This window comes from Novosphingobium sp. 1529, assembly GCF_040544855.1.
GTDB classification, from domain to species: domain Bacteria; phylum Pseudomonadota; class Alphaproteobacteria; order Sphingomonadales; family Sphingomonadaceae; genus Novosphingobium; species Novosphingobium capsulatum.
This window is the reverse complement of sequence record NZ_JBEPKW010000001.1, coordinates 791,611-814,604: the sequence shown is the minus strand read 5'-3', so window position 1 is coordinate 814,604 and position 22,994 is coordinate 791,611. Positions and strand designations below refer to the sequence as shown.

General features: G+C 66.3%; 18 protein-coding genes. 7 read left to right on the top strand and 11 right to left on the bottom strand.

The features are described 5' to 3' along the window. The first annotated feature begins 91 nt into the window (after positions 1–91). Positions 92–484, top strand: coding sequence for a DUF4279 domain-containing protein (locus tag ABIC78_RS03560; protein WP_354487895.1), 393 nt, complete (start codon positions 92–94; stop codon positions 482–484). Between the two features lie 105 nt (positions 485–589). On the opposite strand, the gene ABIC78_RS03555 is transcribed toward ABIC78_RS03560, so the two are convergent. From ABIC78_RS03555 to ABIC78_RS03540, 4 genes are all read right to left on the bottom strand, one after another. Continuing rightward, positions 590–2,059 (bottom strand): S41 family peptidase, encoded by a 1,470-nt coding sequence (locus ABIC78_RS03555; protein WP_354487893.1) that lies wholly within the window; start codon positions 2,057–2,059, stop codon positions 590–592. A gap of 111 nt (positions 2,060–2,170) precedes the next feature. Continuing rightward, positions 2,171–2,713, bottom strand: coding sequence for a hypothetical protein (locus tag ABIC78_RS03550; protein ID WP_354487891.1), 543 nt, complete (start codon positions 2,711–2,713; stop codon positions 2,171–2,173). Between the two features lie 191 nt (positions 2,714–2,904). After that, on the bottom strand, positions 2,905–3,519 hold the full coding sequence (locus tag ABIC78_RS03545; RefSeq protein WP_171797951.1) for a hypothetical protein: 615 nt from the start codon (positions 3,517–3,519) through the stop codon (positions 2,905–2,907). A gap of 70 nt (positions 3,520–3,589) precedes the next feature. Next, a complete protein-coding gene (locus ABIC78_RS03540) occupies positions 3,590–4,579 on the bottom strand; it encodes a sterol desaturase family protein (protein ID WP_354487889.1) in 990 nt (329 codons plus the stop codon). A 301-nt stretch (positions 4,580–4,880) separates the two neighbouring features. Here ABIC78_RS03540 and ABIC78_RS03535 point away from each other — a divergent pair, with 301 nt between their 5' ends. Then, positions 4,881–5,660 carry an SDR family oxidoreductase gene (locus ABIC78_RS03535; RefSeq protein ID WP_062785407.1) on the top strand — a complete coding sequence of 260 codons (780 nt, stop codon included), beginning with the start codon at positions 4,881–4,883 and terminating at the stop codon, positions 5,658–5,660. 51 nt (positions 5,661–5,711) lie between these two features. On the opposite strand, the gene ABIC78_RS03530 is transcribed toward ABIC78_RS03535, so the two are convergent. Next, positions 5,712–7,586, bottom strand: a complete 1,875-nt coding sequence (locus ABIC78_RS03530; RefSeq protein ID WP_171793996.1) for an ABC-F family ATP-binding cassette domain-containing protein — start codon at positions 7,584–7,586, stop codon at positions 5,712–5,714. Positions 7,587–7,613: 27 nt separating this feature from the next. Continuing rightward, entirely contained in the window at positions 7,614–8,429 is an 816-nt protein-coding gene (locus tag ABIC78_RS03525; RefSeq protein ID WP_022674727.1) for an SDR family oxidoreductase, read from the bottom strand. Positions 8,430–8,620: 191 nt separating this feature from the next. Here ABIC78_RS03525 and ABIC78_RS03520 point away from each other — a divergent pair, with 191 nt between their 5' ends. The 4 genes from ABIC78_RS03520 to mdoH all read left to right on the top strand — a co-directional run bounded on the left by ABIC78_RS03520 (position 8,621) and on the right by mdoH (position 14,443). Continuing rightward, the gene (locus ABIC78_RS03520; RefSeq protein ID WP_354487886.1) at positions 8,621–9,745 is read left to right on the top strand and encodes a hypothetical protein; all 1,125 of its coding nucleotides are present in this window, start codon (positions 8,621–8,623) and stop codon (positions 9,743–9,745) included. Next, entirely contained in the window at positions 9,727–10,926 is a 1,200-nt protein-coding gene (locus ABIC78_RS03515; RefSeq protein ID WP_354487885.1) for an efflux RND transporter periplasmic adaptor subunit, read from the top strand. Before ABIC78_RS03520 ends, ABIC78_RS03515 begins: the two co-directional genes overlap by 19 nt. Positions 10,927–11,009: 83 nt before the next feature. Beyond that, the gene (locus ABIC78_RS03510) at positions 11,010–12,560 is read left to right on the top strand and encodes a glucan biosynthesis protein (protein ID WP_354487883.1); all 1,551 of its coding nucleotides are present in this window, start codon (positions 11,010–11,012) and stop codon (positions 12,558–12,560) included. Continuing rightward, positions 12,557–14,443, top strand: a complete 1,887-nt coding sequence (gene mdoH, locus ABIC78_RS03505) for a glucans biosynthesis glucosyltransferase MdoH (RefSeq protein ID WP_354487881.1) — start codon at positions 12,557–12,559, stop codon at positions 14,441–14,443. The genes ABIC78_RS03510 and mdoH overlap by 4 nt, the downstream gene beginning before the upstream one ends. Before the next feature lie 433 nt (positions 14,444–14,876). Here mdoH and ABIC78_RS03500 read toward each other — a convergent pair whose 3' ends face one another. From ABIC78_RS03500 to ABIC78_RS03485, 4 genes are all read right to left on the bottom strand, one after another. Further along, a complete protein-coding gene (locus ABIC78_RS03500) occupies positions 14,877–16,385 on the bottom strand; it encodes a hypothetical protein (protein WP_354487879.1) in 1,509 nt (502 codons plus the stop codon). A 49-nt stretch (positions 16,386–16,434) separates the two neighbouring features. Further along, positions 16,435–17,145 carry an acyltransferase gene (locus ABIC78_RS03495; protein WP_168351711.1) on the bottom strand — a complete coding sequence of 237 codons (711 nt, stop codon included), beginning with the start codon at positions 17,143–17,145 and terminating at the stop codon, positions 16,435–16,437. A 65-nt stretch (positions 17,146–17,210) separates the two neighbouring features. Then, positions 17,211–18,248: a glycosyltransferase gene (locus ABIC78_RS03490; protein ID WP_354488125.1), complete on the bottom strand. Its 1,038-nt coding sequence runs from the start codon at positions 18,246–18,248 to the stop codon at positions 17,211–17,213. Positions 18,249–18,507: 259 nt separating this feature from the next. Further along, positions 18,508–20,712 (bottom strand): GumC family protein, encoded by a 2,205-nt coding sequence (locus tag ABIC78_RS03485; protein ID WP_062785417.1) that lies wholly within the window; start codon positions 20,710–20,712, stop codon positions 18,508–18,510. Between the two features lie 490 nt (positions 20,713–21,202). On the opposite strand from ABIC78_RS03485, the gene ABIC78_RS03480 reads away from it, so the two are divergent. Continuing rightward, positions 21,203–21,829, top strand: coding sequence for a polysaccharide biosynthesis/export family protein (locus ABIC78_RS03480; RefSeq protein ID WP_233250895.1), 627 nt, complete (start codon positions 21,203–21,205; stop codon positions 21,827–21,829). A 132-nt stretch (positions 21,830–21,961) separates the two neighbouring features. Here the strand turns inward: ABIC78_RS03480 and ABIC78_RS03475 are convergent, their stop codons facing one another. Continuing rightward, positions 21,962–22,921, bottom strand: a complete 960-nt coding sequence (locus ABIC78_RS03475) for a transferrin-binding protein-like solute binding protein (RefSeq protein WP_354487876.1) — start codon at positions 22,919–22,921, stop codon at positions 21,962–21,964. Positions 22,922–22,994: the final 73 nt, after the last annotated feature.

The window sequence follows — 22,994 nt, the reverse complement described above, 5'->3', positions numbered from 1 at the left end:
CGACGTGGGCAAAATTCGAATGCCCGGGATCGCGCAAAGTTGATCATAGGGCGGGCTTTCTCTCGCGCCCGAAAGCAGACATAATCGCGACATGCTCACGCTCGCCATCACCGGCTTTGAGGCCGAACCGCAAGCCGTATCGGATACTATCGGGCTGGCCCCTACCTCAACTGCTATTAAAGGGCAGATTGGCAAGAGCGGGCGTCCATGCAAATTCAATGGCTGGTGGATCGATGTTCACCCCGATCGCTTGAATGACGGCGCTAGTCATGCGGAGGCTGTATCGACCATAGTTGATCTTCTTCGAGGCAAAGAAGCCGCCTTCCAGCGGCTTATTGCTGAGGTGAAGCCAAAAATAATCACGCTCTATGGCGCGATCTACTTCAACACCAACGCTCAATGTGGATTATGGTTGGACCCCGCCTACATGGCGGTGATGGCCTCTTGCGGAGTGGGCTGGGGTGTCGATCTATTCGCAGAATAGGATCGCGGATCGCACCCGTCCGTCTTTCTCACCCCAAAGCCGACCGTCTCCTACCCACCAGTTTTAGTCATTCCCGAACCGCCGATTTTGCCTACGCGCCCTCATTCACGCCGTGGCGATCCACGCGGCGGCAGCCTGCATCACGGGGTCAGTCCTGGCAGCGATGGTGGCGGCGGTTTGCGGTACCAGATGATCGGGCATGATGCCGGCGTCGGGCTGCGGCGTCGGCGGGAAATAGCCGATCAGCGGCAGGTCGAACTCGATGCCGCTGCCTGGCAGGCGCGTGAAGAAGAAGCCTCCGCCATTGGTGCCACGGCGGTTGCCGCCGGTCGGCTCGCCAAACAGGGTGATCTTGCCGCTGGCGCGCGCCGCGCTGATAAATCCGAACGTGGCTGAACTGTTGGCCGGGCCGATCAGCGCGGCCACCGGCACGGTCAACCGCTTGGCATCGGGCCGGACCGGTTGCGGCGCATGGGTTTGCGGCAAGCTGATCCAGCCGTGGCCCAGGTCGGCCCCGCCTTCGCCAATGTGGCGATAGCTGTCGTCCCACGTCGAAACATGATCGGCGAGGCTGGCGGGCACGGTGCGAAATCGCACGCGGCTGCTGAATGGCCAGTTCATGACATCGCGATCGACCAGGCGCGCCAGGATCTGATCGCCGCAATCATCCCCGCCTTCGTTGCGACGGATATCGATGATCAGGCCGCGGGCGTGCGCGGCATCGTCAAGCCGGTCTGCCAGCCAGCTGCGCCAATTCCATTTGCTGTTCCACATCCCCCAGTCGGGCATGGTCAGCACGGCAATGCCATCACTGCGCACCTGATAGCTCCAGCGCGGCTCGTCGCTGCTGGCGGGTAAGCGGATCATGGTGGCGCGCCGGGCAGCAAGGCCGATCGCGGGCACCTCGATCCGGGTGCGGCGCCCATCGGGCAGGATGGCGTCGAGCGCGTGGCGCCCGGTTGCGGGTGGCAGCAGCAGGCCCTGGAACACGTCGAAGGTTTCGATAGTGGCGTTGCCACGAACACCGAGCAAAGAGCGGCGCTTGGCGTCGTTGTGCCCATCGGCGCGGACATAGGGCATGAGCCGGGCCAGGATCTGCCCGCTCGGCACCCCGTTCACCGCGGTGATTTGCGTGCCACGCGGCAATACCCCGGTGCCGGTGTGATCGGCGGTGACGACCATGGCCGCGCCGATCCATTCGAAATGAAACGGCAGCCGCGTCGGCCGGTCGAACAGCGCCTTGGCCACGGCATCTGACTGGTTGAAGAAATTGGCATAGCTGTGCCCGCAGCGCAGCGTCGCCAGCAGTCGTGACAAGGCAAGATAGCACCGATCAAGATTGCCCGCGTCCAGCCCCGCGCCATAATCCTGCGCGAACCGGTCAAGGTTCCGGGCCAGTTCTGCGGGAGAAAGATAGCGGTCGCGGCCGGGATGGATCGCCAATGCCGCGCGCAACACGGCCATATCGGCTCCCAGAGGGGCCTGTGCCGCGTGGGCCTGCGCCGCGTGGGCAGATGGCGCGGGGCACAAGGGCAGCGCCGCCAAGCCCGCCAGCACGCTGCGGCGCTCCATCATATGCTTCCCCTCAGCCAGTCATGATCGTGCGTCGGGTGTACCGGATTTTTACGGGGGTGTCTGCGCCGGTGTCTGCCCTCGCACGCGGCACGCCCATTTGGGCAGGCGCGATCAGGGCGTTGCTGGTTTTGCGGGCGCGGGCGACTGTCCCACGATAAAGCGCGCGACAAGGCGGCGCGTGGTGGCGACCGGAACACCTACTTTGTTCGTAACTACTGCCAATTTTCCGCTTCCGGCCAGGGTTTTGCAAGCGGCCCTGGCGAGCGGCGGAGAGAGGATTTCGGTTGCCAGGGGCTGTGTCTTGGGGGCGGCCACGCATGCGCCGGGCGTGCCGTCTGCCGCCACGAACTGGGCGACCGCCACACGCGCGCGATCCGCTATTCCGGCTGGCAAGCGGGCGACGTAAACGTCCAGATCGACCTGGTCTGGGTTCTTGGCGTTGGTCAAGTTGTCGATCGTATAGCTGATCCAGGTGCGATAGACCCCATAGACTGGCTGACCTTCGGCATCGCGCGCTGGTTCAAAGCGCGCGCGCCGTTTGATCAACGCGCATGTCACGGCCGCGGGGGGCTTCTCGGCAAAGCCAGGCCCATGCACAAAGCCGATCATGCGGCAGGATTCGGTTAGGCCAGCGGGGTTGACCACCACCTCCATGTTGACCATCGCGCTTTGCAGGGCCTGTGTCATGCGGCTTGGATAATCGTCGGCCGTGACAACTCTTTCGCCGTGGATCAGATCTGGCGCGGCGAGGCCAAGCGCAAGTGCAGCAAGCAAAACTGGCATCCACGCTCTCCACTGGAACCATGCCCAGTGTTATGCCGTTATGGCGCCCTTGCCAACGGCGCCTATTCGCCCAGCAATTGCTTGCGCAGACGGGTCTTCACCAGTTTCGCCTCAAGGATGCGGCCGATCACATAGAGCACGGCGAAGAAGCTGGCAAAGACATAGGCCGATGTCGGGGAGTAGCGATCGCCCTTGCGGTCGGGCTTCTTGCCGTCCTTGTCAGGCGCGGGGGCGCCCAGGGCCTTGTCGATGGGGTTCATCGGCAGGACGCGGTCCTTGCTGGCGTCTTTCTTCTTGTCGGCCTTGGCCTTTTCCGCCGCTTCGGCCGCCGGTTTCTGCCAATGACCAACCGCGATGGTCAGTTGGGCAAAGGCCAGGAACAGCAGAGGTGCCAGAAAGCACAGCAGGAGCGCGCGGCTGATCAGGTGATAGCGCAGCACCAGGCCGGCGCTGCCCTGTTCCACCTGCAGCACGCCGTTTTCGAACACGGCCAGCTTGTCTTGCGCGGCGGGATCAACCTTGCTGAAGCGCAGGGCATCGGCGGCGCGCTGCTGGCTGGTGCCGGGTTGGCGCAACAGCGGTTGCAGCTTGGCAAAGGCTTCGTCGCCGGTCTGGCCGGCGGGCAGGTCCAGGCTGCCGCGCACATGCCAGATCCAATCGATGAAGCGCAGGTTCACAGGTGTTTTCCGGTGGGCGTCATGGGGTGCGGTGCCGGCGAAGGAGGCGGTGCTGCTGCTCATCCCCACGTTACTCGGCCGGAACGGCGGTGGTGGTGGCGGGGCGGGCGAACTTCGCCTTGATCGTGCGCCAGCCATCGGTGAACGGGTAGGTCATCTGTTCGCGAATGCTCATGCGGCGGCCGCCTTCCATGCCCAGCAGTTCGGCTTCACCATCGACGCAGGTGCCGAACATGCGATCGATGAAGATATAAGTATTGGTAAAGTTGCTGCGGCTGGCCTCAAAGTCCTGAGAATGGTGCAGGCTGTGATGTTCGGTAGTGTGGAACAGGAAGCGCCACCAGCGCGGCGAATTGAACCGCACGTTGATGTGTTGATAGCTGCCCACCGCCATGCCGATGGCCCCGGCCAAAAGGAACGCGCGCGGCACGAAATCGAAGAAGCCACCCACGCCCAAGCCGATCAGGAACAGCTCGACCGGATTGCCCACCGCGCCCTTGTTGATGTTGAGCTGGGTGATGTAGTGGTGCACCGAATGGGGCAGCCACAGCGGATACCAGTTGTGCATGCCACGGTGCATCCAGTATTGCCCGAAATCGAAAATGAACGAAATCAGGAAGGCCTGCACCAATATCGGCAGCGTGATGAACCAGTTGAACTTGTCCAAGTGCAAGGCGTCCTGGATCGCGCCGACCATCACGTCCGAACCAATGAAGCCATCGACCAGGCGTAATACAGTGTAACCCAGGCCAACATAGAACAAGTCGGTGGTGACTTCCTTCCACGTCAGCTGCCAGCTTTCGTGGCGGGGAAAGAAGAACTCCATCGCCATCAGCAAGACACGAAAGCCGATGCCGATGCCAATCGCGGTGGATGCCTTGGCGATCGAGTTCGGCGCATAGTACCAGAACAGGATCATCGCGAAGAGCACGGTAGGCTGAAACCAGGTGAAGAACAGGCGCTTGAACGGGCCGCCTTCCACCCGTGGCACGTTTTCCCAGCCCACCGTCACCGGTGCCTGGGTGCCTATCCGCCGCTTGCCGACCAGAACGCCTTCCATAAGCCTGACCTCGTAATACTTGGGTACCCGGTCTAGTAATACTAATTGAAGACATGGTAATACGGATAGAATGCTTCGTCTATACCATATTGCACCTGCTTATTGCCTAAATCACCCGGTAAAACCGGCATTTCGGCCGATTTGCGGGCCAGGCGATGGTGCGATGCACCGCGAGGCGCGGGTGGCCGCAGCAGCGCTGGCGACAAGCCAGCCCGATTCGCGACAGGAAATGAACTTGCCTCCACGGCGTTTCCCGCTCAGACCGACGCCCCCCGAGGGGCAGAGAAAGGGCAAGGCGATCATGCCAAGGTTGCAGGACAAGACATGTGTGGTCACCGGCGCTGCCAGCGGCATTGGCCTGGCCATCGCCAGGCAGTTTCACGCCGAGGGGGCACAGGTGATCCTGACCGATTGCGACACCGCTGCCGGCAGTGCTGCGGCCGCCGCGATCGGCTGCCGGTTCGTCGCGCTCGATGTGCGGGACGAGGCCGCCTGGGCCGCGCTCGCCATGCAGGCGCCAGTGATCGATGTGTTGGTCAACAATGCCGGGGTCACCGGGTTCGAGCATGGCGCCGTGGCGCATGATCCCGAACACGCCAGCCTGGCCGACTGGCGGGCGGTCCATGCCGTCAACCTTGATGGCACGTTCCTGGGCTGTCGCTATGCCATCGGCGCGATGAAGGGGCAGGGCAAGGGCTCGATCATCAATATCTCGTCGCGCTCGGGCCTGGTCGGCATCCCTTTTGCCGCCGCCTATGCCGCGTCAAAGGCGGCGGTGCGCAATCACACTAAGTCGGTGGCGCTCTATTGCGCGCAGGCCGGCTGGCAAATCCGCTGCAATTCGATCCATCCCGGTGCGATCCTGACCCCGCTGTGGGAGCCGATGCTGGGCACCGGCCCCGATCGCGACGCGCGCATGCGGGCGCTCGTCGCCGATACCCCGCTCAAGCGCTTTGGCACGCCCGAGGAAGTGGCAGCGCTCGCCGTGATGCTCGCCAGCGACGAGGCAACCTATGTGACCGGCGCGGAATTCAACATCGATGGCGGCCTTCTCGCCGGATCGGCGGCGACACCGGGGTGAGGTGGCAATGGGCGATCGGGATGGATACCACCCCGATCAATGCCCCGTGCCTCACCCGTCGACCTGTTCGCTCCACGCCAGCCACTGCGCTTCCACGCGGGCGAGTTCGGCTTCCAGGTCTTCGCGCAGCTTGCCCATGGCGCCCAGGTTCATGCCCTTGAGCTGCCCGGTTGCCTTGGCCGGATCGGCGAGGGCGGCATCGATGTCGGCGATGCGGGCCTGCAGCTTGGCCATGTCCTTTTCGGCCTTGGCAATCTGCTTGCCCAGCTCGCGGCGCGCCTGCCATGCCGCCTGGGTGGCAGCCTTCTCCGCCTCGGTCTTGGGGCTCGCGGCTGGCTTGGCAGCGGCATCAGCCTTGGGCTGGTTCCGGCCCAGCACGAAGTCGATGTAATCCTCCATGCTGCCATCATAGGGCACGGCTGCCCCGTCATCGACCAGCACCAGGCGGTCTGCGGTCAATTCCACCATGTGGCGGTCGTGGCTGATCAGGATGACTGCACCCTGATAGGCGTTGAGCGCCTGGACCAGCGCCTCGCGCGCATCGACATCAAGGTGGTTGGTCGGTTCGTCGAGGATCAGCAGGTGCGGCGCATCGCGGGTGACGAGCGCCAGGGCGAGCCGCGCGCGTTCCCCGCCTGAAAGGCGCGAAACTTCGGTCGTCGCCTTGTTGCCGGAAAAGCCGAACCGACCCAGCTGGGCGCGCACGGCGGCCTGGGTCTTGCCCTCCATGGCGCGGGTCATGTGCAGCAGCGGGGTGTCGCTGCCGGCCAGTTCTTCCACCTGGTATTGCGTGAAATAGCCGATGGCGAGCTTGCCCGAGGTGGTCATGCCGCCTTCCATCGCCGGCAATTGCCCGGCGAGCAGGCGCGCCAGCGTGGTCTTGCCGTTGCCGTTGCGGCCCAACAGGGCAATGCGATCATCCGGATCGATGCGCAGATTCAGCCGCTTGAGGATCGGCTGGCCGGGGGCATAGCCCACCGCCGCCATGTCCAGCGTAATGAGCGGCGGGCGCAGTTCATCGGGGCTGGGGAAATCGAACGTCAGGCTGGGGTCTTCCAGCATGGCCACCACCGGCTGCATCTTGGCCAGCATCTTGGCGCGCGATTGCGCCTGCTTGGCGGTAGAGGCGCGGGCGCTGTTGCGGCGGACATAGTCTTCCAGCTTGGCGCGCTGGCTGGCCTGGGCGGCCTGGGCCGCGGCGGCCTGCGCCGCGCGTTCGGCGCGCTGCCGCTCGAAACTGTCATAGCCGCCGGGATAGAGCGTGACCTTGCCGCCCTGCAGATGCAGGATATTGTCCACCACGTTGTTGAGCAGGTCGCGCTCGTGGCTGATCACGATTAGCGTGCCAGGATAGCTGCGCAGGAAATTCTCCAGCCACAGCGTTGCTTCCAGGTCGAGGTGGTTGGACGGTTCGTCGAGCAGCAGCACGTCGGGCTGCGAAAACAGCAACGAGGCCAGCGCCACGCGCATTTTCCAGCCGCCCGAAAAGCTGTCGAGCGGGTTGGCCTGCATCGCTTCGTCAAAGCCAAGGCCGATGAGGATGCGCGCCGCCCGCGCCGGGGCGGTGTAGGCGTCGATGGCGATCAGCCGCTCGTGCACGTCGGCCAGGCGGTCGGGGTCGGTGCAGGTGTCTGCCTCGATCAGCAGCGCGGCGCGCTCGGTATCGGCGGCCAGGACGGATTCAAACGGTGTGGCCGTACCGGTGGGCGCTTCCTGCGCGATATAGCCCAGGCGTGCGCGGCGCGGCATGTCCACGCTGCCTTCGTCAGGCTCGATCTCGCCGATCAGCACTTTCATCAGCGTGGATTTGCCCGCGCCGTTGCGCCCGATCAGGCCGACGCGTGCGCCGGTGGGAACGGTGGCCGAGGCGCGATCGATGATGGTGCGGCCGCCCAGGCGCACGGTGATGCCGGAAATGGTGAGCATGCCCGTGCGCCTAGCCGGCTGCGCCCGTCAGAACAAGCCGCGATAGGCGCCGCCATCGAGCGTCAGGCACTGGCCCGAGATATAGCCGGCCTGCGCCGCGCACAGAAAGGCGCAGGCATCGCCGAATTCGTGCGGCTGGCCCACCCGGCCCGAGGGACCACGCGCACCGATGCGGGCATAGGCCTGTTCCAGCGTGATGCCCTCCTGCGCCACCTGCTGCTGCGCCAGCGAGGCCAGGCGATCGGTGTCGAACGGGCCGGGCAACAGGTTGTTGACCGTCACGTTGTCGGCCACGCAATCGAACTGCAAGACCTTGGCCATGGCCATCAACCCGGCGCGCGCCGAAACCGACAGGCCCATCTCGGGCGCCGGCATCAGCACCTGGGCCGAGGTGATGTTGACGATGCGGCCAAACTTGCGCGCCCGCATGCCGCCCACCACCGCCTTGATCAGCGCCAGCGGGCTCAGCATGTTGGCATGCAGCGCTGCCAGGAAGTCGGCCTCTTCCAGCATGTCGAGCTTGCCGGGGCGCGGGCCGTGGTTGTTGTTGACCAGGATATCGGGATCGGGGCAGGCCGCGAGCAGCGCGGCGCGCCCTTCTGCCGTGTCGAGATCGCCCACCACCGCCATAACGCTGGCGCCGGTTTCGCGGGCGATCCGCGCTTGCGCCGCCTCAAGCCGGGCGGCGTCACGCCCGTTGATCCACACTTGCGCCCCTTCGCGCGCCAGGGCCGTGGCGCAGGCCAGGCCCAACCCTTTGGATGACGCGCAAACCATTGCCTTGCGCCCGTTGATGCCCAGATCCATCGCCAGTTCCTTGTGCCGGGCAGGGGGCTTGGCCACGCCTGCCGATTGGCGCTTTGCTCTATCGTAAACAGCGTGGGGAACAAGCCGGGGCGATGATGCGTTCGCACAGCAGCCCAACCGCCCCATCCTTGCGCCGAAATGCGGGATACGGCTGCGGCGATCCGCCCTTCGCCCGTCATTCGATTGCCACACGGTGATATTTTGCTAATCGCCAGCCGGTGTTCTGCGTGAAACCATCCCATCCTGGCCGCGGGGTAGCAGCCCTGGCCCTTGCGCTGGCCTGTGCGGCCTGCGCCGTGCCCGCGCCGCGCGTGGTCGATCCCGGCCTGGCCCCGGCAGACGACGTGCGCGCCGACGCCACCCCATGGTGGACCCAGGCGGGTGACCCGGTGCTGGCCCAGGTCATTGCCCAGGGCCTGGCGCATGATGCGCGCCTCGCCTGCGATGCCTGGCAGTTGCAGGCGCAGGCCGATCGCCTCGCGGCGCGGCGCCGTCATCTTGGCGGACGGCTTACCGGCTTAATGGCCACAGAGCGCGTGGCCGATGGCGTGGCACCCGGCGTCTATGCCCATGCCGCGCTGGTCAATCGCCGCGCTGCCGCCATGGCCGAGGCCTATCTTGCCGTGCGCCTGGCCCAGGCGCGCCTGGCCGCAAGGCGCAGCGCTGCCGCGCCTTGGCAGGACAACACCGAAATCGCCCGCTTCCGCCGCGAGGCCGGGCTAGTTTCGGCGATCGACGGCGCGCTGGGCGGCGTGATGGTCGATCTCGATGCCGATGCCGTGACCCAGGCCGAAACCGATGTATCGCAGGCCATGGCGCACCTGGCAGAGGAAACCGGCCTTGCAGGCGATGCGCTGGTTGCGCTGATGGGGCAGGGCGGCGCCGTGCCCGCGCTGAACGATATCGTCGCGCCCGATACCCGCCGCGCTGGCGTGATGCTGGTGCGCCAGGAGCAGGGCCAGGCGGTGGTTGCCGGCACGACCTCGGTCGATCAGGCGCGCGCCGCCCTGGCCAGCGCCACGGCGGCCAATGCCGAAGACATGGATAGCGCGGCCAAGGCGTTGGAGGCGGCGCGCCAACTTGCCCAGGCGAGTGCACGCACCCTGGCGCAGGCCGATCGCACCGTGCGCGATGCCCGCGCCGGCTATCGCGCTGGCGCTGAACCCTTTGCCACGCTCTATGTGGCCGAAGCCTCTGCGCTGGCTGCTGGTGAGGCCGATGCCACGGCGCGGGCCGGGCTGGCGCGCGCGCAGGTGCGGCTGTGGACAGCCCATGGCCTGGGCTGGACCGCCGCCGATCTTGCCCCGGCGGCTCCGGCCCAGGCGCCGTCGCAATGCTCGGCAACGCCATGACCGACGGCGATCTCGATGCCTTTCTCGGCGCCCGCCCGCGCGCCGGGCTGGCGCGCTGGGGCATGGTCCTGGCGCTACTGGTGGCCGGCGTGGCGGCGTTCTGGCTGCTGCTGCGCTTTGTCGACGGGCCGGACATGCCATATTACAGTGTGCCACTGGAACGCGGCAGCCTGACTCCGGTGATGAGCGCGAGCGGAACCCTGCACGCGGAGGACGAAGTGATCCTGCGCGCCCCCGAAGGCGGCGTGGTGCACAGCCTGCTCGGGCCGGGCGATGGCGTGGTCCGCACCGGCCAGCCGATCGCCGTGCTCGATACCGCGCCGCTGCAGGCCGCGCTCGCCAGTGCGGAGGCCACGCGCGCGGCGGCCGAAGGCACGCTGCTGGCGGCCCAGTCTGATCTCGATGGCGCCCGTGCCCGGCTCGATCGTTATGAGGGCGTGTGGCGCAAGTCTGGCGGCCGGGTGCCTTCGGTGAACGAAATGGACGGCGCGCGCGCCGAACTTTCGCGCACGGCAGCGGCCCTTGCCAGCGCCACGGCGGCCCTGGCCAAGGCGCGCAACGATGAAGTCCTGGCCCGGCGGCAGCTGGCCGATGGCACGATCCGCGCGCCGTTCGATGGCGTGGTGGTCTCGCGCGCGGTGGCGCCGGGGCAACTCGTGGCGCCGGGCACGCCGCTGCTGTCGCTCGCCACCGGGCTCGATCGCCTGGTGGTGACGGTGCCGCTGCCGACTGCCGACGCCCAGCGGCTGGCCACCAATGCCCGCGCTCACGTGCTGTTGGCCGGCATGGCCGACAAGGTGCGCACCGCGCGGCTGGTGCGGATCGATCCCACCGACGATACGCGCGGTCTCGATCGCCTGGCGGTCTTCGCGCTCGATCCGCCGGCTGCCAGCGACGGCGCCATGGTGCAGTTGCGCCCTGGCATGGCGGCCACGGTGGAAATCGACCTGCCCGCGCGCGAAAACGTGTTGCTCGTGCCCAATGCGGCCTTGGGGTTCACGCCCGAAGGCGTGCCACCGCGCACCGGGACGATCTATATCCTGTCGGCAGACAACCAGCCGCGCCAGGTGGCAGTGGCCACCGGTGCCAGCGACGGCAAGCGCACCGAGATCTTGGCGAGCGGGCTGGAGCCCGGCGTTCAGGTGATCATCGGGCGGCGCGCTGGCCCGCCCAAGCCGTGACAGGACGAAACCCAGGCGGGGCAGGCCGTGGAACAGACCGGCTTTCCGCCGAAACCGAACGACGGGGGCTGCGTTAGGCAGGCATGATCGATCCTTCCAACCCTTCCGATGCCGCTGCCGGCGCGGCCGTGTCGCGCCGCGGTTTTTCCACGATGGCGCTTACCCTGGCAGGCCTGGCGGCGCTGCCGGCGCGGCTTTTGGCCCAGGGCGCGGCGGGCAATTTCGGCCCGGCCCAGCCATTTTCATGGGATATCCTGGTGGCCGCCGCCCAGGCTTCCGCGCGCCGCCCTTATGCGGCCCGCACCGCCTCGCGCCGGGCCGCGCCGACATTCGATGATGCTGCCCGGCTGACCTATGGCGAGGCACAAAGCCTGCCGGGCCACGTGCGGCTCTTTCCCACCCGGCTGGAAACCGCGCCCTTTGCCGTGGGCATCAACGTGGTTTCCGCCGGCCAGGCGCGCCCGCTGATCAACACCCAAGGGCTGTTCGGCGCGGCGCAGAATGTCGATCCCGCCGGCTTTCGCGTGATGCATGCCGATGGCCATGGCGATTGGCTGGCGTTCCTGGGCGCATCCTATTTCCGCGCGGCGGGCGAGAAAGACCAGTACGGCCTTTCGGCGCGGGGCATTGCCGTCGATACCGGCACAATGCCCGGGGCGGAGGAATTTCCCGAATTTACCGCGTTCTGGATCGAGGATCTGGGCGGGCCGGAAGGGCGCCAGCGCCTCGTGATCCATGCCCTGCTTGAGGGGCCGTCGCTGACTGGGGCCTATGCCTTCGATACCCGCCAGACCGAGGCGGGCGTGGTGCAAGAGGTGAAATCGGCGCTGTTCCTGCGTAAGGACGTGGCGCGGCTGGGTATCGCGCCGATGACCAGCATGTTCTGCTTTGACGAGGCGACCAAGATGGATCGCCGCGACTGGCGGCCCGAGGTGCACGATTCCGACGGCCTGGCCATCTGGATGGCCGATGGTGAGCGGATCTGGCGCCCGCTGGAAAACCCGCCAGAGCCGCGCACCAACACCTTTCGCGCCAACTCCCTGCGTGGCTTTGCCCTGGTCCAGCGGGATCAGGCGTTCGATCACTATCAGGATGACCTGGCGTTCTATGATCGCCGGCCATCTTTGTGGGTAGAGCCGCAGGGTGATTGGGGCGCGGGTGCGGTTGTGCTCTATGCCTTTTCGACGATCTCGGAAAACGTCGACAATGTGGCGGCTTTCTGGCTCAGCGATCGGCCGGCCAAGGCCGGCCAGCGCCAGGATTTTGCCTATCGGCTGACCTGGACCAACCGCGATCTGGCCGCCAATGCCAATGCCCGCTGCATCAAGGTGTTTGCCGGGCCGGGCGGCGTACCGGGCGGTGATCCGATCCCCGGTGCCACACGCTATGTCCTCGATTTCCAGGGCGATGCGCTTGCCGGCCTTACCCGCAGCAGCGGTGTCACGGCCGAGTTGGACCTGCCGCCAGAGGCCGTGCTGCACAAGGCGGTCGGCCCGGTCGCCGGGCGCGACAAGCAATGGCGCGTCACGCTCGATATCAAAACGCAGGGGCTCGCCGCCCGTGAATTCCGCTTGTTCTTGAAGCGCGGCGGCGGTGCGCTCAGTGAAACCGTGATCAAGGCGATCCAGCCATGACGAACCGCGCCGTGCCAGCCGGCCAGCCGCCGCTGCTCCCGGCCGAAGCGCCGCTTGACATGCCGGTGCAGCGCCTGTTCGGCAATGCGCCGGCGCGGCGCGAGGTGGAAACGCGCCCTCACGGCTTGCTGGTCAAGCGCTGGCTGCTCATCGCGCTGACGGCGGTGCTGGGCCTTGCTGCGTCGAGCGAGGTGCGCGTCGCCTTTTCGCGCGATGGTCTCAATGCCATCGAGGTGGCACTGCTGGTGTTCTTCGTGCCGCTGTTCAGCTGGGTGGCGTTTGGCTTTGTCAGCTCGACCATCGGCTTCATTCAGCTGATCAGCGGCGCGCATCCCGGCTTTGTCCCGGTGCCATCACCCGCCGCCAGCCTGGCGCATCGCACTGCCGTGCTGATGCCGGTCTATAACGAAGATGTCGACGCGGTGTTCGCCCGGGTAGAGGCCATGGCCTATGCGATCGATCGGTCGGGCGGGGCGCCGTGGATCGATTTCTTCGTGCTCAGCGATTCCAGCGCCCTCCATGGCAAACGCGAAGAGGCCGCATGGGCCGAACTGGCCGCGCGGGCGCCGATCGCCATCTATTATCGCCGCCGCGAGGAAAATACCGCGCGCAAGCCCGGCAACATTGCCGAATGGGTCCGCCGCTTTGGCGCCGCTTATGAAAACATGCTCGTGCTTGATGCCGACAGCGTGATGACCGGCGCCGCTATCGTTGGCCTGGCCTCGCTGATGGAGGCGCGGCCTTCGATCGGCCTGCTCCAGACCGTGCCGATGATCACCAATGCGCGCACTCTGTTCCAGCGCTGGATGCAGTTTGCCAGCGAGGCCTATGGCCCGATCGCATCGGCCGGGCTGCTGTGGTGGAGCGGGGCAGAGGCCAATTTCTGGGGCCACAACGCCATCGTGCGCACCCGCGCCTTTGCCGAAAGCTGTGGCCTACCCGATCTGCCGGGCAAGCCGCCATTCGGCGGGCATATCCTCAGCCACGATATGGTCGAATCCGCGCTGCTGCGGCGGCGCGGCTGGGCCGTGCACATGGTGATGATCGGTGGCAGCTATGAAGAATATCCCCCCACCATCGTCGATCATGCGCTGCGCGACCGCCGCTGGATGCAGGGCAATCTGCAGCATTTGCGCCTGATCGGTGCCTCGGGCCTCGCGAGCACCAGCCGCTTGCACCTGCTGATCGGCGCCTCTGCCTATCTTACTTCGCCGGGCTGGCTGCTGCTGCTGCTCGCCACGATCGCCCAGGTGGCCATGGCGCGCATCGGCGGCGGGATTGAAGGCAGTGTCCTGATGACCGTGCCGCCGGGCGTGCTGGCGCTTACCGTGCTGCTGCTGTTCGGGCCAAAGGTGATGGGCCTGGTGTGGATCCTCGCCGACGCACGGCGCTGCGCAGCCTTTGGCGGGCCGTGGCGCGCGCTCCGCTCCGTCCTTGTCGAACTGGTGCTGTCCACCCTGTTTGCGCCGGTGTCGATGCTCTTGCAGATCAAGGCATTGCTCGGGCTGCTGCTCGGCATTCCCTCGCAATGGAACGCGCAGAACCGCGATGCCCAGGCCATTGCCGTGCGCGCGATCTTGCCGGCAATGCGCGACCATATCCTGCTCGGCCTGGCGTTTGCCGCCACCGTCTGGCTCGATCCCGTCACCGCGCTGTGGCTCTCGCCGATCACGCTGGGCCTGTTGACCGCCCCCTGGCTGGTCAGCCTCACCTCGCGCGAGGATTTGGGCGAAGCCGCCGCCCGTCGCGGCCTGTTCCGCGTCCCCGCCCGCACCATGCGCGTCGGTCGCGCCGAAGTGCCCGATCCAGCGGCCGAGGCCGCGCCTGGTGGCATGGGATCGGCGCAAGCGCAGCCGGTTTCGGCGAAGGCGCTGGGTGCCTGAGGGGCGGGGTAGTGTTGTGGGTGTTTGGGGCGGCGAAGGGGCTGTGTGCGGTGCGCTGAAGTCAAAACGTATCAGCAAGCAATCACTACGTCAGAAGTTTAACGATTAGTCGTAGCTACATTGCGCAAGAAAGATGGCTGGACGCCGGATCAAGTCCGGGGTGATGTAGATTTCAAGCCATAAATCGACTTACCGTCACCCCGGACTTGATCCGGGGTCCAGCTGTTCTGCTTGTACAAAACGCCAGCATGTCCTCAAATAAGCGCAAGCTGTCGTTTGAATTTGTTCACCAACCCAGTGCGCGATGGTGCAGTGCGACTGGTGTCTGCCAATCGGTCAGTTGACCGCGCCGCCTTCTTCTCCTTGTATGGCGATCGTCGGGCACAGCGCTCGCCCGCTGCGCCGTTAATTCCGCCCGCTAAGCCGATACCCCTCACTCGGCCGGCTGCGTCGAAAACGCCGGCTCGGGCATGGCGCTGCCCAACGCCATCGCGGGGGAAAGCTGCAAGGGGGGCAGGCGGCGCACCGAGCCGCGCCATGGGGTCAGGCGGGGCACGATCGGGCGCAGGGCCAAGGCGGCGCCGGTGAGGATGGCAAAGTCCGTTCCCGGGTCGCAGGTGGGAGAGGACAGCGAGGCGACCACGGCATCGACCACTGCCGCCCAGGCGCAGGCCGCGCCGGTCGACAGCGCCATGTCGGGCGAGGGGACATAGGTGGACAGCCGCGTGGGTTTGAACGCGCTGATCATGTGCACGATCATCGCCGTCGCGCCGATCAGGCCGGTGCAGCCCAGCACGGCGGTTGCCAGGCTAGACGAGCGGAAGCTGCCCGGCCCAATGCCGATGCCATGCGTGGCGACAAAGGCATGCCAGCCCTGCCAGGCCCAGAAGCCGCGCTGTTCGCCAGACAGCGATTGGCCCTTGTCCACCGTCATGTGGCGCAGTAGTTCCGTGGCATCGTTGACCAGAACCGGGTGGGCGATCATCAGTCCGGTGATCAACACGATCATGGCCAGGCCCGCGCCGGCAATGATCAGGGCCCGATCGGCCGGCATCGCGCCTGGCAATAGCAAGCTGCGCCCCAGCACCAGCGCGCCATAGATGCCCAGGCCGACATAGGCCGTGGTTGCCGTACTGCACAGCAGCGCCGCTGCCAGCACGAAGGCCGCCGGACCGGTATAGCGGCTGTCTACCCGGCGCATCCAGCATTCGAACAGGAACACGAACCAGTTGATCCCAAACCAGGCAAATCCCGATGCCTCTGGCCACAGCCCGGCCATGCGCACGAACCCGCGATAGCTGTGATCGAGCTGGGCATAAGACCCGTTGCGGAACAGGGCGAGCAGGCTGTCCACCGGCGTGCCCTTGGCCGCCACGCTGAGAAAGCCGATCAGGCCGTGGACCAGGCCAGCGATCGCCATGGTGCGCACAAACACGTGGCGCCCACGCTCCTTGCTGCACACCACGTGCGCGGCAATCGCGGTCAGCAGGGTGCCGACGAGATAGACCGTGGTGGTGATGTTCTGGGTGGAAAAGCTCAATGGGCGGGTGGAATAGATATAGGCGCGCATGGAGATATAGCGTGCTTCCACCTTGCCGCGCATCGGGGTCACGTCAATCTGCCCGGCAAACAGGCGCGGGCCGATAAATGCCAGCACCGCGCCATAGAGAATGAACGTCGCCAGCCAGATATTGGCCCGCGCCGCCTGGCCCACCGCCATGCCATTCCCAGCACCGGGCACCAGCAGGCGCAGCGCCATGAACACCAGGGCAAACTGCACCGGCGGGATCGACGACCCGCCCAGCATCGGCAGTACGATCGCGGCCGAGCCGCCAAACAGCGTCGAGACCAAGAGGAATGCGAACATCGCCTCGATCGATCCGGCAAGGAACAGGCTGAGGCCCAACAGCACCTGGATCGCGCCGATGAAGGTCAATTGCATCGCAGGCTCCGCACAAGCAGGACGATAGAAACGGAAGAGAACGGCGCTATCATGGCCGGATGAAATCGGGCGCGCAGCGCACTGCCTTGGCAAAGCTGGCCGGATTGCCGCGCCACACCTGGGCGGCGGGAATATCCTGGGTCACCACTGCGCCGGCGGCAACCACGGCATGATCACCGATAGTCACGCCCGGCAGTACGATCACCCCGCGCCCCAGCCACACATTGCGGCCCAGCCGGATCGGCGCCACGCGCACGCCATCGCCCTGGTGCACCGGGTGGTGGTTGGTGTCGCACAGCACGCAATCGGGGCCGATGCGGCAATGCGGGCCGATCTCGATCGCACTGTGGCAGATCAATTGCACCCCGGCGTTAAGAAAGGCGCGATCCGCCAGCGTGACCAGCGCGCCGCGTGCCACTTCGATGCGCACCGGCGCCACGTCACCACGCAGGTTGACCCGCGCGCCGATGCGGATCTGGCCCTTGCCGATTAGGCGCGGACGATGGCCGTGCACGAAAAAGCGGTGCCCGGGCACTATGCCGCGCCGCCGCAATGCTAGTCGCGTGGCAAGCGTGGCTAGCCGGTTGCGCGGCTGGAGCGCGGTGAACCAGCGGGCCAGTCGGCCGCTGGGGCCAACCACGGGCGGCGCATCGACCGCAGCACGCGGCGTAGTTTGCCAGTCTTGCGGGCCTGCCGCAGGGGGGAGTGGCAAGGCCGGGGCGTGACGATCTGTCGAAGCGGGGGCGAGATGCGTGGCCATGGGTATCCCCTGGTCAGAAAGTGGCAGACGGTTTCACAAGCACGATGACGTTGGGACGCCGCGCCCTATTCCAGCGCATGCAACAGCCCCTGGTCGAACCGGTCGGGCGCAAAGCGGCGGGCATCGGCCATGGCCGCGGCAGGATCAAAATGCGGCAACCATGCTTCCATCGCCTTCACCCCGGCGATCAGCGAGTCCACGCTTTGGCTGGCAAAGAACTGGCCCGTCAGGTCTTGCGTCACGCTGTCGAGCGCGCCGCCCCCGGCATAGGCGAGCACGGGCCGCCCCGAGGCGATCACCTCCACCGGCACGATGCCGAAATCCTCTTCCGCCGGAAACACCAGCGCACGACACTGCGCATAGGCACGCCGCAGCGCGGGAAAGGGCAGGCGCGGCAGGATGGTGATGTTGGGCCCGGCACGGCGGCGCATGGCGGCGGCCAGCGGACCATCGCCCACCATCACCAGCGGCAGGCCCAGCGCGTTGAAAGCGTCGATCGCCAGGTCGGGCCGCTTGTAGGGCACCATCTGCCCTACCCAGAGATAGGCCGGCCCCACCGCATCGGCGCGATCGAACAGATCGATCTCTACCGGCGGGTGCACCACATCGGCCTCTCGGCGCCAGGCCTTGGCAATGCGCCGCTGGATAAAGCGCGAATTGGCCACGATGCGATCCACCCGCGCGGCCGAGCTGGCATCCCAGGCGCGCAGGCGGTGGCACAGCAGCGGCATCATTGCCCGGCTGACCATCCCGGCGGCATCGCGATAATCGTGATAATGGTCCCACAGATAGCGCATGGGCGAATGAACGTAGCTGAGATGCAGGGCATCGGGCGCCGTGATCACGCCCTTGGCCGGCCCGCTTTCGCTGCTGATCACCAGGTCATAGCCGCGCAGGTCCAACTGCTCGAGCGCCATGGGCATGAGCGGCAGATAGCTTTGATAATGCCGCCGCGCACCTGGCAGATGCTGGATGAAGCTGGTCGTTACCTTGTGGCGGCGGATCGTGTCGGAAACAGCTGTCGGGTCGTACACGTGGGTGAAGATATCGGCTTGCGGAAACAGGTGCAGCAAGCGCTCCAGCACCCGCTCCCCGCCGCGCATCGTCACCAGCCAGTAATGCACGATGGCCACGCGGGCAAAGCGGCGGCGTGGGTCTGCGCTTGGATGGACCGCTGGGATCGCCGTGCGCTCTGGCTTGGCGGGCAGTACCAGCTGCGCACTATGGTCTTCGGGCCGCCGCGCCGTTTCCGGCACATGCAGTGGCAAAGCCGGCACGTCGGCCGTGCCTGCTGCGCCCGGCGCGGTAACAGCCACCGCCGTGTCCGCAGGCGCAGTGGATCGGTCCGCCGAGCGCCGCCGCTCAGGCATAATAGCTCTCGTAACTGCGGTAGAATGCGGTTTCGCCGTAGTCGAAGCGCGGCTGCTTGCGCATGTCCACGCGGGTGAGGGCGACGCCGGCCAATTGCACGCGGTCGATCGGCAACAGGCGCAGCGCGGCGCGCAGGGCCTGCTCCGGTGTCTTGCGCCAGCGCACCACGAAGACCGAGGCATCGGCCTTGCCCAGCAAGAGGCGGGCGTCAGCGATCGGCAGCACCGGCGCGGTGTCGATGATCACCGCATCGAACCGCTCGCGCGCCGTGGCGAGCAGGCGATCCATTTCGACCCCGGTCATCAGTTCCGCGCGATCACCCGCCTCGGCGCAGAGCGGCAGGATCGAGAGACCCGTGCCAGGATCGACAACCAGCGCATCGTCGAGGCTGGCCGTGCCGTGCAGCACTTCCATCAGGCCAGGGCGCCCTTCGCCCCCGCGCAGGAACCGGCTGACGCCCTGGTGGCGCAGATCCCCGTCGATCAGCAGGATGCGGTCACCTGCCGCCGCCATGGAGCGCGCCAGGCAGATCGACGTGGTGGTCTTGCCTTCCTCGGGCAGGGCAGAGGTGATCGCAATGATCCGCGCCTCGGTGGTGTTCATCGCGATCGAGGCGCGCAGCGAGCGGAAGCTTTCGGCAAAGACCGAACGCGGATCTTCCAGCAGGGCGCTGGCCGGCACCCGCTCCCCGCGCCGTGCCACCGATTGCAGTGTGGGAATGGCGCACAGATAGCGCACGCCCATGCGCTCTTCGATATCCTCACCCGTGGTCAGGCCGGTGAAGGTCATTTCCGCCAGGAACGCGGCGGCGATGCCAAGCCCGGTGCCCAGCGCCACGGCCAGCACCCCGTTGATCAGGATGTGTGGGCTGTTGGGATGGCGCGGAACATCGGCGCGGTGCAGCATGTCGGCATCGGCCTGCTCGGTGCCTTCGCGCGCGGTCAGTTCCTTGAAGCGGTTGAGATAGCTTTCATAAAGCGCGTTGGAGGTTTCGGCGCGCTTCTGCAGGTCGTCGAGCCCCACTTGCGCCGCGTTGTTCTGCGCCAGTGCCCCGCGCGAGGCATCGAGCGAACCGGCAAGCGAAGCCAGGCGTTGCTGCGATACCCGGGCCTTGGCTTCGAGGCTGGCCATCACGCGTTGGGTTTCGGCGGCGATTTGCCGGTTCACGGCATCAAGCTGCGCCTTGGAGCGCAGCACTTCGGGATGCTGTGGGCCATAGCGTGATGACATGGCGGCAAATTCGGCGGCAAGGCTGGCTTGCTGTGCGCGCATCTGGCCGATCACCGGCGAGAGCGAGGCTTCGCCCACGCCGCCGCTGCCACCGGCCTGCAACTGGCGCTGCGCCGCTTCCAGGCGGGCGGCATCCTCGCTCGCCTGTGCACGGGCAGCGGTCACTTCCTGGTTGTACGACGAGATTTCCTGCTCGGTCAGCGTGCCCTGCGTGGTGCTGAGCAGGTTGTGCGCGATGCGATATCGTTGCACCGTCGCACTATCGGCCAGCGCCTGTTGGCGCAGTTGTTCCAGCCGGTTGGCGATCACCCCGGTGGTTTCGCGCGCGCCGCTGCGCTTGTTCTCCAGCGCGCCCAGCGTGTATTGCTCGGCAAAGGCGTTGGCGATGCGCGCGGCTTCCTGCGGGTCGCTGCTTTCAAACGTGATGGCGATGCCATAGGTCGTGCCGATGCGCTGCGCCGCCACGTTCTTGGCCAGGTAGGCAATGGCCGCCTCGCGCGCGCTTTGCGGGGCGCCGGCAGATTTTGTGTTGGCGGCTTTCCCTTCGTCTGGCGATGGGGCAAAGCGCGGATCGTGCGCCAGGCCCAGGGCATCGGCAACAGCGGCCGTGTTGGTTTCCGAGGTGATTACCGAAACCTGCGTATCGACAAAGCTCTCGCTGGGGATGGCCGGCTGGTCCGTCCGGTCGTTGGTGCTGGTTGGGGCAACGGGCTGCAACTTGCTGTTGAGCGTGACTTCGGCGCGGGCCTGGTAGGTGCGCGGCTGCAGCGCCGTGATCACCATGCCGATTGCCAGCACGCCCAGCAACACGCCCAGGAACACGCCGATGCGCCGGCGGAACATGGCCATCAGCCGCCGCAGATCGATGCGGTCGGTTGCCGCCGCGCTGTTGGCCCGCGGCTCGGCCGGCGTGGCCGGCACGATGCCGGCTGGCGCGCGATAAAAGTCGATTGCGGTGTTCACCATTGCCCCCTTCGGCCAAGTCAAGCTCTGCACCCGGCGCGCAGGGCGGCGGCGCGATTGGCGCCCCAGGCCTTGCCCGCTCCCGGTATGACCTCAGCCTGTGGCGGTTCGCCCGCGCAAGGAAGGCCAAGCATATCCGCAGCGGAGCAATAGCGAGGCACCGCTTGGCACCCCTTGCAGCCGGCTGATCCGGGCCCAGGAGAGGGGTGCGGCGGGTGGCGCAGGCCGGGTGGCAATCGCGCCGTCGGCTATCGGTAAATCCGCGTATGGCACCGGAAAAATGCGTAGGATTTGCCCGCATATACGGCGCGCTGGCCGGTTCCGCCCGACGGCCATCGATTAGGTATGGCCAAGCCCGCCGCCCGGCCCAACCGGCGATTCCGATCGTTCCGGAAAGCCTCCAAGTCGGAGTTTTCATCCCGGGCCGCTGCATTGTCTTCGCAAGGGCGCGGCATAGAACAACCGGGAAACGAACGCACACGGAGGGTGTAACGTGATTCCCCATATCGATCATGGTCTCTCGCGCCATGCTGCCATGGCCCGGGCGGCCCGGCCCGCCATGCTGGCGGCCGTGCTGGGCTTCGCCCTGTTGTTGCCGGGGTGCGCGGGCACCACGGCGCAGCCGCTATCGGCGGTGGACCGCGCCACCGGCTTGGCGGGCTATCGGGTGGGCGCAGGTGACAAGCTGCGCATCACCGTGTTCAACGAGCCGACGCTGACCGGCGAATACAACGTCACCTCCACCGGGGCCGTGGCCTTTCCCCTCATCGGCGTGGTCCAGGCGGGAAACCACACCATCGACGACGTAACGCACGAGATTACCGGTCGGCTGGCGGGCGCTTATGTCAACGATCCGCGCGTTAGTGTGGAAGTGCTCAACTACCGCCCGTTCTATATTCTGGGAGAGGTGAACAAGCCGGGAGAATATCCCTATGCCTCGGGCATGACGGTGGAGCAGGCCATCGCCAAGGCTGGCGGATTTACCTATCGCGCCAACGAAAAGACGGCATTCCTGCGGCGGCAGACGACTTCGGCCGAACACAGCGTATCGCTGCGCAGCGGCGCGCCAGTGGCGGTTTTGCCCGGCGACACGATCCGCGTCGGTGAGCGCTATTTCTGAAGCGGACCATCTGACCACAACGCCGTGCCACCCCGGCCGGCCGGATCGTCGCGCCGGCGCTTGGGCCAGAGCAGACGATCCGGGGCGGTCTCGCGCTGGAGGACGGCTGTGGAGTGCAGCGTGGGGGAGGGGCTACTTCTTCGCGCCGACCACGGCCCCGACGATGGAAATGTCGCCGGGTGATACGCTGGCGCCGGCATAAGGATCAGGATTGTGGCCCTTGATCGCGAACGTATAACCCATCTCTGCCGCTGATGGCCCGAAGAAGGCACCTTTGAATGCGCCGCTGACAAAGTAGTTGGTGCCGCTGGTGAACGTACCGGCAAACTGGTCTTTCGCGATCGTGCCGCTGCCGCTGTAGACGCCTGCGCTGCCTTCGGTGGGATTCCCGACCGCGCGGAGGGACAGGCCGGTGCTGACCGTGCCCTGGGCGAAATCGGCCGTGAACGTTGCCGTCCCGGTGAGGTCGCTCAGTGTGGCCGGGGCATAGTTGTATGCCAGCATCGTGCCCGAAACGGTGGTGGCATAGGTGGCCGAACCGCTGGTGGGCATGCCCTTGCTGCCCGACATTTCGCCAAACACGTAATAGCGGATGTCGGTCTGGTCGGCGCTGGCGTCGACGTGGGTCCATTTGCCAAAGCTGGTGTAGCTCAGGCTGACGGGGGCGGTTGCCGTATTGCCCGGCTGCGCATTGCCATACAGCGTCAGGCTGTCGCCACCTTTGTTGAAACTGGTGGTATAGTCGCTCGACGGCATCTTGTCGGCCGCGGTGAAGCTGGCCGATGTGCTGCCCGCCTGCACGGTATAGGTTCCCGTCGCGGCGTCATAGGCGATTGTCGTGGCCGCGTTGACGCTTGCCGTGGTGGCGGGCGTCACTGCCAGTGGCTTGCTGAACTGGCTGCCGAATTGGCCGCTGCTCAGGCTGCCGGTGTAGGTTTGCGTGGCCGTTGCGGCGGAAAACGTGCCCGAGGTGCTCTGCGGAAAAGGCTTGCTGGCCGATACGGAATTGACCGGGCCATCACCGCCGCAGGCTGCGAGCAATCCGCATGCCAGTGGAACAGCCATGCGAATGGTGCGAATTGTATATGCCATCGTTTCGATCGGTCCCGCAAAAGTTGTCTTGCGTGCCGCTGTTACAATAGATTTCCTGACGCGTATCCAAATA